This is a genomic window from Pantoea phosphatilytica (assembly GCF_051025615.1).
In the GTDB taxonomy this organism is placed as follows: domain Bacteria; phylum Pseudomonadota; class Gammaproteobacteria; order Enterobacterales; family Enterobacteriaceae; genus Pantoea.
Window position 1 is genome coordinate 90800 of the sequence record NZ_JBPFDF010000005.1, and the last position, 12397, is coordinate 103196.

Here is a 12397-nt window from a genome sequence, read left to right on the forward strand (position 1 = left end):
TCAATGCAGAATTTTAAGCAGGCGCGCGACCGATGCCCTGCGGCAACAGCGAAGCCAGCCAGCTTACCCCAGCGGTAAGCAGGTTAAACAACCGACGTAACTGCGGCGGACCATATTCCGCCAGGCGCAGATACCCTTTGAAGCCGAGGATCGTAATATCGGCCAGGCTCTGCACCGGTTTATCCTCAGGAAAACCGTCCTGCCACAGCGCCCAGGTATCGGCGCGGGCGAAGGTGCACTGGATAAAATCGATATGCTGGCGGGTAGTCAGGGCGTCGAGACGCACGCCTGCCCGCAGGCCAAAGACGCGCTGCACTCTGCAGGGGAAACTGAACTCCTGCTGCCCGCGACGCAGCAGCAGCCAGACCTTCTCATCCTCCAGCAGCGCATCCGGCTCACGCAGTTCCAGGCCGACCCCGCCATCCGAATAGTCACGCAGCGTGCAGGGCAGCATGTGGCCGTTTTCGCGCGAAATCGCCGCAGGCATTGCAATCTCTACCCGATGCGCTTCGCGGATCTGCCGGGCTTCTACCGACACCGCCACCGCGCCCCCCAGAATCACCATGTTGTAGATCACCCAGACCAGGCTGACCCACACCGTTAACACTTCATTGGCCGGGCCGTGCTGCAGCCGCCAGAAGGCCATCACCACGCCCGCCAGATTGAGCAGAACCAGCATCATATAAGGGCGGGTGATCACCCAGTCCAGATGCCGCTTCTCGACCAGTCCGCCCTTGGCGGTCACGTTGAATTTGCCCTTGTGCGGGTTAATCAGCGCGACGGTTGTCGGCAGGGCGATATACCACGCCAGCACCGTCTCGTAGACTTCGCTCCAGAACGAGTGTCGCCAGCGTCCCTGAATGCGCGAGTTGGTCAGGCTGGTGTGCAGCATATGCGGCAGCACATAGACGGCGATCGCCAGCGCGGGCGCATAGATGATGTAGGCATGACAGAGCAGAAATGCCAGCGGCGCCAGCAGGAACACCAGCCGCGGGATCCCGGAAAGAAAGTGGAGCATGGCATTGGCATAACAGAGGCGCTGCACCCACTTCAGCCCTTTGCCGAACAGTGGATTATCAAGACGGAAAATCTGCACCATGCCGCGCGCCCAGCGGATACGCTGGCCGATATGGGCTGACAGGCTCTCTGTCGCCAGCCCGGCCGCCTGGGGAATGCGGATGTAGGCGGAGGTGTAACCGAGGCGATGCAGGCGCAGCGAGGTATGCGCATCTTCTGTCACGGTCTCAACGGCGATACCGCCAATCTTCTCCAGCGCGTCACGGCGCAGAATGGCGCAGGAGCCGCAGAAAAAGGTGGCATCCCAGGTGTCGTTGCCATCCTGAACCAGCCCGTAAAACAGCGAGCCCTCATTTGGCGTGCGGCGAAAACGCCCCAGGTTGCGCTCAAACGGATCGGGTGAGAAAAAGTGATGCGGCGTCTGCAGCATCGCCAGTCGGGGATCTTTGATAAACCAGCCCATCGTCATCTGCAGAAAGGCGCGCGTCGGCACATGGTCGCAGTCAAAGATCGCCACGAAGTCGCTGCGGCAGTGCGTTTTCAGCGCGTGATTGATGTTGCCCGCCTTGGCGTGTGCATTATCCGGCCGGACCACATAGTGAATGCCAATGCTTTCGGCAAACTCACGAAATTCCGGGCGCTTACCGTCGTCGAGCAGATAGATGTTCAGGCGATCTTTCGGCCAGTCGACACCCAGCGCGGCGTAGAGCGTCGGCCTGACCACGCTCAGCGGTTCGTTGTAGGTGGGCACCAGCAGGTCCACCGAGGGCCATGTCGCGCGGTCGTCTGGCATCGACACCGGCTGCCGGTTAAGCGGCCACAGGGTCTGGAAATAGCCCAGCACCAGCACCACCCAGGCGTAGGTTTCTGCGGCAATCAGCAGCAGGCCCAGTACCAGGCTCACCGGATCGTCCCAGTTCAGCGTCGAGGTATAGCGCCACCAGAGATAACGGCAGGATACGGTCAGCGACAGCACAATCAGCATCATGGTGGATAAACGGCCGGGTACCCGCCTTATGCCCATCGCCAGCGCCCAGAGCAGCAGCACAAAGATAAACTGCGTCGTCAGATCGAAGGGCTGGCTGATGCAGAGCAGCGCCAGCAGCGAGGCGAAGAGCCCCATCCCGATAAAAAGCGCATAACGCAGCAGCGGCGGCAGACGCTTCAGCCGCTGTTCGGCGCGCGCACCGAGCGGGTTCGATTCGGCTCGTTTTGCGCGCCGTTCCAGCCAGCGGTAGACCTGCTGCCGCCAGCGAATCAGCGCAGCGAAGCCATTTGCCCGGCGGCGGGGCGCCTCTGCTGGCAGGACAATCACCAGCCAGAGCGTCTGAATCAGATAGCGCAGAAAATCGAGCGGCCGGGGGCGCTCTGGCGAAATATGCGGATAGAGACGGCGGCGCTGCCGGAGAATGCGCTGCCAGCCGGGTGTTTCGACGCGGAACAGCATCACCACCAGCCCGCACCAGAACAGATTAAAGGCGCTGGCGAAGCGCGAGGCGCCATGACGACGTGCGTCCGCATAGCGCCGTTGTACCCCCTGCCAGGCCGGGGCGGTCAGCAGCCAGCGTAACGGGTTCACGCGTGGTTCCCCTTCAGATGCAGCAGCAGCCAGTTAGCCAGGGTGGAGATCTCTTCGCTGACCAGCGCATGTGGCCGATATTCCCCGACCGGCTGCTTCATCATCAGGGCTTCGGCCAGCGCCTCATCGCGGTGGATCAGCAGCGGGATCAGCGGATTCAGCGATGCCATCCAGAGCTGATGCAGATCCTGCTGCAGGCGGCTGTTGGCATTAAACTGATTAATCAGAAACCGGGTCATTGCAGGAAACCGTCGCTGGCTCAGACGCAGATGGCAGTTGGCGTCCGGCGTGGTAATGCAGAGCAGACCATCCAGCTGCGGGAGAAGTCCCTCGTGCCACGGCGCGCTGTCGGCAGGCAGGTCGAAAAGAATCCAGCCGTAACGCCTGCGCAGCGCCGGGAGCGCGTCGAGAAGCGGCGCGGCGACAGCCCTGTCCTGTGCCGGGTCAGAGGAGGAAAGCAGACCATACGGCAGCAGGTCTGGTCCCTGCGGGTAGCGCTGCGCACACTGCTGCCAGTCACCGCCGTCACACAGCGCCTGCATCCAGCCCTGCGTAACCTGTACGGGCAGATTAAAGTGCGCACCCAGCTGACTGACCGGCGAACCATCAATCAGCAGAACCCGCTCGCCCAGCGCGGTCAGCGCCCAGCCGAGAGCCGCGCAGAGCGAGGTGGTGCCGACGCCGCCCCGGATGCCCTGAAGCGCAATCTGCGGCATCAGCGGGTGGCCCCCGGCAGCGCAGACAGGGTTTCCGATAAAAGCGGCCAGCGAGCCACAATCTCTTTCAGCCGCTCTTCACGCGCAATATCGACATAACGAAACGCATGCAGAGAAAAAGCGTCGCGCAGCGCGCTGATATCATCCTGAGGTTCATGCTGAGCGGCGGCCAGCGTATAAACATTTGGGTTTTTCATTATTTCTCGCCACGAATAAAATGTCTGCAACAGGACAGTTACATTTGCCCTCAATCTGGAAAGTGGTTTCCAGAATCGGTACGATGGCCGGAAAGGGTAAATGATCGGTAATCAGTTATTTTTAATTAGTCAGGTTACAACCTATGCTGTCTATAATAAACTAGCCGGGGCTGGAAAAATAACGAATTCAATATGAAAAATTCTTTTTCGCTGGGGCTGCAACAGGTTCAGCCCGAAGTGTCGGCATTGCAAACGCCTGGCTGTTACTGGGTAAGCTGCACACGCCCGCAGGACGCCCATACTTTTATTCGTCAGGTTATATCGCATCAGCAGTCTGTCACACTCATTAGTGCCGGCCAGCCGCCTCAGGCGCTGCTGACGCCGGATCCTGTGGGTGGTCCCGATCGTATCCCGCTGTTTTCATTACCCGAAAATAAAAAAAGCCTGCTGCAGCTGGAGCGGGATTTTGCCCGCACGCTGGGCAGTAAAAATGGGCTGATAATCTTTAGCAGCTCGGCTGCGCAGTGGGATAAGTTAAATGCAGCGGAATTAAGCGACTGGATAATGCGCATGCGCAGGCTGCTGCATAAAAGAAAAATGACGCTTCTCATTGTCACGTCCGGAATCACGCAATTTAATCAGAGTAACAATCTGCAGCGTTATTTTCGTTATATGGACGGCTTGGCTTATTTAACCTTTCAGCAGGGTGGCTGGCAATATCAAATAAGCTGGTGGTACGCCGGTGAACGACTGCTGGCCGATCGCACGCTGCGTCTGGGCTGTGAAGATGAACATTTCTTTGCGTTAAAAGAAACGCTGGAACCACTGAGCCTGAATGATGAACAGCATTATCTGGCCGATAAAAGCGTGCTTGAAGGCGCACCACCGCTTTCACGTCAGTGGCGGCTGTTTGAAGATAATCAGCAGGTATGGGAAGAGGCACAGCAGGCTAATGCCGCCACCGTTATTTTCAGTCTGACGCACAGCGAACAGATCCGCGAACTGGCAAAAATGGTGCACAGTCTGCGCCGCGCCCGGGGCAACGGGCTGAAGATCGTGGTGCGTGAGATGGGCGTCAGCCTGCGTTACAGCGATGAGCGTCTGCTGCAGGCGTGCGGTGTGAACAGCATCGTGCCTACAACGGCCGCGATGTCGCAGTTCCTTACTCTGCTGGAAGGGATTCAGGGGCAGCGGTTCAGCCGTCTGGTGCCCGCCAGTCTGGACGCGCTGATCGCCTCGCTGCAGCCGCTGCATGAAAAGGGCTATCTGCCTCCTGAGGCATTCTGTCAGGCGGTCGGCCAGCTTATCAGTAATCCGCTGCTGCCGGAAAATGACAAAGGTCTGCTGGTCGCCCTGCGCCCGGTGCCGCAGCTTAGCCCGCAGCAAATCCTGACGCTCTGCAAGCCGCGTCGCTTTGGGGACCTGGTCACGGTGCTGGAGGATCGCGTTATCCTGTTTCTCTCCTCCTGCCGCTATAACGACCTGGATAAAGCCCTGACATTTATCTTTTCACTGCCGCACGACGAACTCTTTGCCAACCGGATTATCTGGTTTGAGGATAACCAGATTCAGGCCGAGATCGGCAATATCAAAAAAAGGAGACCGGTGGCGCTGCAGGCGCTGTCAGCGGAGACCGGGCCGGCGCGCGACGCCCTCCCACGGCCCGCAGAAAAGCCTGAACGCGCGACACCGCAGCCCATTACTTTACTGCCGGAGAATGAGCCCCGATGAACCTGATGGACTGGGTACAGATTGCCCTGCTGGCGACAGGGATCGTGTTGCTTCTGAAACCGGTGTGGCAGCAGTGGCTGCCGCGTCGCTGGTATGGTCTGCTGAATCGCCTGTTACCTGCTCGTGCGCTGAAGTCTGAAGGGCACTGGCAGCGTCACTCTTCAAAAACGGATGCAAAAGTTAATGAAAAATGATCAACCCACTGCGGGTCATGCCGCCCGGTTGTGGTCCGGCTGGCGTGGATTAGGCGGCTGGAACTTCTACTTTTTAGTCAAGTTCGCTCTGCTGTGGTACGGCTATCTCAATTTTCACGCCCTGAGCAACCTCGTGTTTCTGGCCTGGCTGCTTTTCCCGCTGCCGTCGGTGCGTCTGCATCGCCTGCGTCACTGGGTTTCCATTCCGATGGGTTTCGGGCTGTTCTGGCATGATACCTGGCTGCCCGGCATCAACAGCATTCTCAGTCAGGGCGATCAACTGATGGGATTCTCCGTTGATTATCTGCTCGATCTGGCTGACCGTTTCATTAACTGGCAGATGCTGGGGGCGCTGTTTGTGCTGCTGGTGCTCTACCTGTTTATCTCTCCGTGGATCCGCCTTACCGTGCTGGTGTCACTGATGCTGATCTGGCTCAACGTGCTGACTATCGCGGGTCCGGCGATGTCGCTGCTGCCGACACGCGCTGCCACGCCGCAGGTTGTCCTGAATCAGACGCCCGCCGCAACCCCGGCAGCAGCCGTACCGGATGGGCTCGATCAGTCGGCCGCGCCCACCAGCGCCAGCCTGACCGCCTGGCTCAGCCGTTTTTATGAGAGTGAGCGCAAGCGCGTCACCCACTTCCCGGAGAGCCTGCCAGCGGATTCACAGCCGTTCGACATCCTGGTGATCAACATCTGTTCGCTCGCCTGGTCCGATATGGATGCGGTCCAGCTGCGCAATCATCCACTGTGGCAGCACTTCGACATCATGCTGACCAACTACAACTCGGCCACCAGCTACAGCGGCCCGGCGGGGATTCGCCTGCTGCGCGCCAGCTGCGGTCAGACCTCGCACAGCGATCTCTACAAACCGGCCGATGCGCGCTGCTATCTGTTCGACAACCTGGCGAAGCTGGGCTTCAAAGAGCAGCTGATGATGGACCACACCGGCGTGTTTGGTAACTATCTCAAGGAGCTGCGCGAATCGGGCGACATTCAGGCTCCGCTAATGTCGCAGGCGGGCATCGCGCCAGAGCTGACCTCCTTCGACAGCTCACCGGTGTTTAATGATGCTCAGCTGATGCAGCGCTGGCTCGACGATCGTAATAAGAGCAGCGATGCGCGCAGCGCCACCTTCTACAACCTGATCCCGTTGCATGACGGCACCCGCGACCTCGGCAGCACCAAAACCGCTCCGTGGAAGCCGCGTGCGCAACAGCTGTTTGATCAGATCGATACCTTCCTCACCCAGCTGGAGAAGTCCGGCCGTCGGGTGATGGTTCTGGTGGTGCCGGAGCATGGCGCAGCACTGCAGGGCGATAAAATGCAGATGTCAGGCCTGCGCGATATTCCCAGCCCTGGCATTACGCATGTGCCGGTGGGGATTAAGTTTGTCGGTATGAAGGCGCCTCATCAGGGACAGCCGCTCAACATTGATACCCCGACCAGCCTGCTGGCGATCTCGGAACTGGTGTCGCGCGTGGTAGATGGGCAGGTCTTTAATGCGCCAAATGTGAATATGTCAGTGCTGGCGGATAAGCTGCCACAGACGCCGGTGGTGTCGGAAAACGACGGTGCGGTGGTGATGATGTATCAGGGTAAGCCCTGGATCCGGCTTAACGGTGGCGACTGGGTGCCCTATCCGGAGTAAGCCGTCAGCGGCGGGTCAGCGCTGTTAAGCCCTGACCCGCCCTGCTGTCAGCGTTTCTCCTGAAACGCCTGCCAGGTCAGCAGCTGCAGACTGGCCGAAAAGTAGTTCTGATCCGGCGCCAGCCGATCGCTGAGATAGCCGGTCTCATTCAGGGTCAGATCACGAACCGCCAGCAGTCCTCCCTCCAGATGATAAGGCGCCGGAGTATTGGCCAGCACGTCGAACCAGGCGGGAGTCAGCATCCGGCTGTAACCCTGCCAGACTCGCTGGAACGGCACCAGCGCCAGGCTGTGCGGGTCGTACCACCAGATGTTCAGCGGCACGCGAATCGCATCATAACTGAAACGGTTAGAGTAGCCGACCGCCGGGGCCACCGAGCCATCGGCATTCAGCGCGACCCAGTCCAGTGGCAGACCGGTTTTGCCAAAGCTCAGCTTACCCAGCAGGTCAAAGCCATCATTGATCAGCGCATCCCAGACCTGAAGATGGCTGTGCTCGCCAAACTCCCGCCAGGCCTGAAACAGGAAATAGGAGGGATTGAGCACCACATAGCTGGTCTTATTAAAACCCTGCGCGCCCGGCAGTAACACGGTGTGGCCGCCAAAACGGATCACATCGAGTTTAATGATGGCGCGCTGGATCCGGTCAGACGCCTGCTGATAGTCCGGCACCTGCCATTTCTGTGCGGCCCGCTGCAGGGCCCAGGCCAGCAGCACATCGCCATCTGCGGCGTTGTTTTTGTCGGCAACCGGATCGTCACTGCCCGGCACATAGCGCCAGTAGAACAGTTCGGTCTGCGGGTTACGCAGCTGGCTGCGGGTCCACTGCCACAGTCGATCAAAGGTGGCGCGGTCGTCATTAGCTACCGCCAGCAGCATGCCGTAGCCCTGCCCTTCGGTGTGACTGACATTGTTATTGGCGGTATCAGTGATCCGCCCTTCAGCCGTGACAAAGCGACTTTTAAAGGTCTCCCAGCCGCTGGCACTTGCCTGTGCGCTACAGGCCAGCAGTAATACAGAGCAAATCCAGCCCAGCCAGAATGGCTTACGTTTCATATCCCGTCCTATTGATATCGGTAGTGCAGCGTCGTGCCGTCGTTGCGTTCAGGTGTCACCGGCACGCGCTTACTGCCGCCCTGCCCCTGCAACCAGCCCGAAAGAAGGCCGGCCATCACCGCCCCAAAGGCGGCCTGCCACTCCGCCGCTGAATGGAGGCTGTCGCCTGCCGGTAAAGCATGATACGCAATCTGCAGCGCCGTCTCTTCCGGCTGCAACTGCACAAAGCCCCAGTTAAACCGTGCCAGCTGCAGATTACACTCGCGCTCCAGATCCTGCACGGTGCGCGCCTGTGGCAAAGGATAGCGGGTCGCCAGCGATTCACCCATCTGATAAAGAAAGGCTTCCGCCTCCTGCTGACCGCCATTGGCCATCATCCCGTCGATCAGCACGCTGACCAGGTCAAACCAGCCCGGCTGATAAGGATGCGATACCCCTGCATGTTCACTCATTACTTCTCTCCGAACAGATAGCGGACATAGAGCTGCGCACTGCTTTCGTTATAGTCACCAAAGGTGTCATAGCCCAGCTGGCCGCCAATCGTCACATCTTTGTTGAGTTTGTAGTCCGCCCCGGCGTGCAGGTTGTAGCCGATCCCGTTTTTGCTGTTGCCGGAGTAGTAAGCCTCTTTCACGCTGCCGCGGGCGGCAAGGGATTCCAGTTCTGACTGCAGACGGCCATCGGCCGGGAAGTAAGCGCTCTTATCCTGACTGTAGGACTGATAACCAGCGGACCCGCCGATGTTCACTTTCAGATCGTCAAACTTGCGGGAGAACTCGATCGGGAACGAAACCGACGCGTAGTTCTGCGGACTGAAGTAGCCCCCCTGTCCGTAGCTGAAATAGCTGAGGTTTTTAGAGAAGTCCATCCACGACAGGCTCATGCCCACCTTCAGCTCGCGATCGTCGGTGTGGAACGGACGGACATAGGCCCCGGCCGTCGCCTGCAGGTTATTGTTGCTGGCGACATTCTCACCCAGGTAGCTGTAAGCGCCTGCACCGGCATAGAATCCGGCATCGCCATTGTCGTAGCTCAGCAGCGCATTGGCCCCGTTTTTAGTCACGCGGCCCCAGCGTTTACCGCTGGTTTTATCCTCTGCGCCGACGTAAGAGAGCAGGCTGTCGGTAATCGCGCGGCGCTCACCGGTCAGGATCAGCGTCAGGAAGTCAGTGAGTTTCGGTGACCACTGCACACCGCCTACCAGAGTGCTGAGATCCTGGCCCAGCGGCGTACTGCCGAGATCCACCTTGTAGCTGTCGCCCTTCAGCGCCAGATTCAGCTCGACGCCAGAGGCGGTCTGCGAATCGGTGGTGGCGTTCGGCAGGTCATTCACCGTCGCACCGCCTGCAGCCACCACGTTGCCCTGACTCAGGGCATTGGTGCCGAAACGACGCCAGGCATCTGCTGCGCCACTGCCAGCCGTCAGGGAGACCGGCGTGGCGGTAAAGTCCAGGCGGGCCTTTTCAAATGGCACGGTCGAGAAGGTCAGCGGCGCTTTGGCTTCCGTCAGCTTGCTCAGGCCCGACTCGCCATCGCGTCCGCGCACCTGCACCATGCCCTGACTCCAGGTGCCGGTTTTCTCCTGCAGAGAATCCATCATGGTGTCGACATCGTGCAGAGTCTGCGCGCGCTGGGCCACGATTTCGCTGCCTGCGGCTGGTTCGCCCTGGGGTGCCGCCTCCGCCGGTGCCGCCTGCCACGGCAGGACGGTGCCGTACGCCGAAGGTGAACGTCCCACCGGCGAGGTGTTGCGGTTGATAAACGGATTATCCGCCAGCGCCAGTCCGCCGACCGTCGGCACGCTGCCGGGCTGCGCACCCTGCAGGCCAATCAGCTGTCCGCGAGCCGAACGCAGATAGGCCATCGCCTGCGAATGTTCGCCGTTGGCTTCCGCCACCCGCGCCAGCAGCAGCAGACGATCCGGCGACCGGGTCGTACTGTTCAGGCCACGGGTCAGCTCATTGGCGCGTGGCACATTGTTCTGCGCCAGCGCGACGTTAATGGCGCCGACGCGCGCATCCTGGGTCGGCGTATCCTGCGTCATCAGGTAGTCATACACCACGCCCGCGTCGCGGTTCATTTTGCCGTCCTGATAGAGTCGCGCCATGGCGAACATCAGGTCGCGGTTCTGCGGATCCTGCTGCAGCGCACCAATCAGCTTATCGTAGGCTGCGGCGTACTGCCGCTGCTGCCGCAGGCGATCCACCTCGTTGATCAGATAGCCGTTGCGGATACCCGCCAGCTGCGTCGGGGTGCTGCGGGCCTGCAGCTCCGGATTGCTGAGGAAACGCTGCGCCTCGCTGCCGAGCCCGGCCTGATTCAGCACCGCCATCTGCGCAGCATAGTCACCCGCATTGCCCTGCACGCCACGCTGCAGGTTGGTACGTACCACCGACACGGCGCTGGTGAGATCGCCCGCCTGTGCCAGTTTCTGCGCCAGATTACCGGCATCCACCGGGTTAGCCGGTGGGCTGGTCGCCAGTGCTTTCAGGGTGTTGGCCGCCGCCGTCGTGGCGCCCTGCGCCAGATAGTGATCGGCGCTGCTCATCTGCAGATTGAAATTCACCCGCTGCGCCAGCTCACGCATCGCCGCCGTCTGCGACTGCGCAGGGATCCGCGCCAGCAGCGCGCTGGCCTGCTGCCAGCCGCCGCTTTCACTGGCGTTAAGCGCGCCCGCGTAGCGTTCGCTGATGCTGGCTCCGTTGCGCATCACCGGCTGCATCACGTTGGCGGCCAGCAGCGTGTCGCCCTGCTGACGATAGAGCCGCGCCAGATCGAGCCGCAGCCAGCCATCGGTGGGATAGCGCTGCACGCCCTGCTGCAGCGTTGTGATGGCCGCCGCGCTGTTACCGGCCGCCAGCTGACGTTTCGCCTGCTGACGCAGAACATCGGCTTCGTTAGCACGCGGCGTGACGCTCTGCCGCACGCTCTCCGGCAGGGCGCCCAGCAGGCTATTGGCCTCTGCCGTGCGGTTCTGCTGACGCAGCACGTAGAACAGTCCCTCTTTTGCGCTGCGGTTATCCGCATCACTTTGCAGAATGGTGCGATAGAGCTGCTCCGCCTGCTCTGGCTGATTAGTGCGACGCAGCACGTCAGCGCGGAATAGCCTGGCGGCCAGCCCCTTTTCGCCTTCCGCCTGGATCAGCGGTTCGCTTAACGTCAGCGCCTGGGCGCTGTCACCGCTCTTCAGCGCCTGCTGGGCACTCGCCAGCCGCGCATAGAAGCGGGCATCGTCCGCCTGCTGCTGACGTGATGACCCCTGGTCGCCGCCGAGCTGAGCCGCACGCTGCAGATAGTCCGCCGCCTCCTGATAGCGTCCGGCGCGCTGAGCCACATAGCCCATGCCCGCCAGGGCATCCGCATCCTGAGGGTTGGCCCCCAGTACTTTTTCAAAACTGGCCTGCGCTCCACCGACATCACCGCTGTTCAGTGCGCTGAAGCCCGCGCCTTTCTCTGCGCCGCCAACGTTTTTACGGTAGTAGTCGATAACGGCGGAATCCTGCGGGTGACGCTGCTGCCAGGTCTGGTAGAGCGCCGCATCGGACGGCTGCGGGCCGAGCCACAGCAGCGCCTGCCGCAGCGAGCGGTCGGCATCCTGATTGCCGCTCGCCAGCGAACTCAGCACCTCAATGCCCTGGCGGCGGGTCGACTCCTGATAGGTCAACGCCTTACCCAGCGCCAGCTGCGCGCCGGTATCCTGCGGATGCTGGGCCGCGAACTGGCGCAGCGCCTCAACCGCCTGCGGCAGCAGCGTGCGATCGCCCGCCATGGTCAGATAATATTCCGCCGCGACGCTGGCGGGCGGCTCATTGCCGCTGAAGGTGTTGCGCCAGGTCTGCAACGCCGCCGGAATGTTGCCGCTGCGCGCCTGCTGACGCGCCAGCGAAAGCTGCGCCTGCGGAATGGTCTGCAGCTGACGCGCGTTATCCAGCTCGCTGAGATGCGGATCGTTGGGGGAAACCTGGCTCAGACGGGCGCGATACTGCGCCGCCGCCGCATTGTCGCCGCCCTGCTGTGAATAGAGCGCCAGCAGGTAGAGCGCCTGGGTGTTGCCTGGCTCCACCATCAGCACTTTCTGCAGCGAGGCTTTCGCCAGATCGTCGTGCGCTTTCTGATGCCAGTAGGAAGCCTGATCAAACAGCGCCTGCAACGCCGGGTTGGTGCTCTCCGCTGCCAGCAGCGGCTGCGACAGGGCCAGCGAGCTGCCGAGTAGCAGCGCATGGCGGATACCGGCACTTAACAGATTTTTTTTCATTG

Annotated in this window: 9 protein-coding genes; 3 read left to right on the plus strand and 6 right to left on the minus strand. The window is 60.9% G+C overall.

Annotated elements, in window-relative coordinates; translation table 11 throughout:
• Positions 1-13: 13 nt before the first annotated feature.
• The 3 genes from bcsA to bcsR are packed head-to-tail and all read right to left on the minus strand — an operon-like array spanning position 14 to position 3509.
• Entirely contained in the window at positions 14-2596 is a 2583-nt protein-coding gene (bcsA, locus tag ACR6AS_RS17250; protein WP_111139440.1) for a UDP-forming cellulose synthase catalytic subunit, read from the minus strand.
• The gene (gene bcsQ, locus ACR6AS_RS17255; protein ID WP_111139439.1) at positions 2593-3312 is read right to left on the minus strand and encodes a cellulose biosynthesis protein BcsQ; all 720 of its coding nucleotides are present in this window, start codon (positions 3310-3312) and stop codon (positions 2593-2595) included. The genes bcsA and bcsQ overlap by 4 nt, the downstream gene beginning before the upstream one ends.
• Positions 3312-3509, minus strand: a complete 198-nt coding sequence (gene bcsR, locus ACR6AS_RS17260) for a cellulose biosynthesis protein BcsR (RefSeq protein WP_111139438.1) — start codon at positions 3507-3509, stop codon at positions 3312-3314. Before bcsR ends, bcsQ begins: the two co-directional genes overlap by 1 nt.
• A gap of 192 nt (positions 3510-3701) precedes the next feature.
• On the opposite strand from bcsR, the gene bcsE reads away from it, so the two are divergent.
• Genes bcsE through bcsG form a run of 3 tightly spaced genes read left to right on the plus strand, consistent with a single transcriptional unit; the run spans position 3702 to position 7085 of the window.
• Positions 3702-5240 carry a cellulose biosynthesis protein BcsE gene (gene bcsE / locus ACR6AS_RS17265; RefSeq protein ID WP_111139437.1) on the plus strand — a complete coding sequence of 513 codons (1539 nt, stop codon included), beginning with the start codon at positions 3702-3704 and terminating at the stop codon, positions 5238-5240.
• Positions 5237-5434 (plus strand): cellulose biosynthesis protein BcsF, encoded by a 198-nt coding sequence (gene bcsF / locus ACR6AS_RS17270; RefSeq protein ID WP_111139436.1) that lies wholly within the window; start codon positions 5237-5239, stop codon positions 5432-5434. The genes bcsE and bcsF overlap by 4 nt, the downstream gene beginning before the upstream one ends.
• Complete coding sequence (gene bcsG, locus ACR6AS_RS17275) at positions 5424-7085, plus strand: cellulose biosynthesis protein BcsG (protein WP_111139435.1); 1662 nt, start codon at positions 5424-5426, stop codon at positions 7083-7085. The genes bcsF and bcsG overlap by 11 nt, the downstream gene beginning before the upstream one ends.
• Before the next feature lie 47 nt (positions 7086-7132).
• Here the strand turns inward: bcsG and ACR6AS_RS17280 are convergent, their stop codons facing one another.
• The 3 genes from ACR6AS_RS17280 to ACR6AS_RS17290 are packed head-to-tail and all read right to left on the minus strand — an operon-like array spanning position 7133 to position 12395.
• Complete coding sequence (locus tag ACR6AS_RS17280; RefSeq protein ID WP_111139434.1) at positions 7133-8140, minus strand: family 8 glycosyl hydrolase; 1008 nt, start codon at positions 8138-8140, stop codon at positions 7133-7135.
• An 8-nt stretch (positions 8141-8148) separates the two neighbouring features.
• Entirely contained in the window at positions 8149-8592 is a 444-nt protein-coding gene (gene bcsD, locus ACR6AS_RS17285) for a cellulose biosynthesis protein BcsD (protein WP_111139433.1), read from the minus strand.
• Complete coding sequence (locus tag ACR6AS_RS17290; RefSeq protein WP_111139432.1) at positions 8592-12395, minus strand: cellulose biosynthesis protein BcsC; 3804 nt, start codon at positions 12393-12395, stop codon at positions 8592-8594. Before ACR6AS_RS17290 ends, bcsD begins: the two co-directional genes overlap by 1 nt.
• Between the last annotated feature and the right edge of the window lie 2 nt (positions 12396-12397).

What these genes read in the sequence shown, in the direction of transcription:
- bcsE (WP_111139437.1), top strand. Translation starts at nt 3,702, where the DNA reads ATGAAAAATTCTTTTTCGCTGGGGCTGCAACAGGTTCAGCCCGAAGTG.
- bcsF (WP_111139436.1), top strand. Translation starts at nt 5,237, where the DNA reads ATGAACCTGATGGACTGGGTACAGATTGCCCTGCTGGCGACAGGGATC.
- bcsR (WP_111139438.1), bottom strand. Translation starts at nt 3,509, where the DNA reads ATGAAAAACCCAAATGTTTATACGCTGGCCGCCGCTCAGCATGAACCT.
- bcsD (WP_111139433.1), bottom strand. Translation starts at nt 8,592, where the DNA reads ATGAGTGAACATGCAGGGGTATCGCATCCTTATCAGCCGGGCTGGTTT.
- bcsQ (WP_111139439.1), bottom strand. Translation starts at nt 3,312, where the DNA reads ATGCCGCAGATTGCGCTTCAGGGCATCCGGGGCGGCGTCGGCACCACC.
- bcsG (WP_111139435.1), top strand. Translation starts at nt 5,424, where the DNA reads ATGAAAAATGATCAACCCACTGCGGGTCATGCCGCCCGGTTGTGGTCC.
- ACR6AS_RS17290 (WP_111139432.1), bottom strand. Translation starts at nt 12,395, where the DNA reads ATGAAAAAAAATCTGTTAAGTGCCGGTATCCGCCATGCGCTGCTACTC.
- ACR6AS_RS17280 (WP_111139434.1), bottom strand. Translation starts at nt 8,140, where the DNA reads ATGAAACGTAAGCCATTCTGGCTGGGCTGGATTTGCTCTGTATTACTG.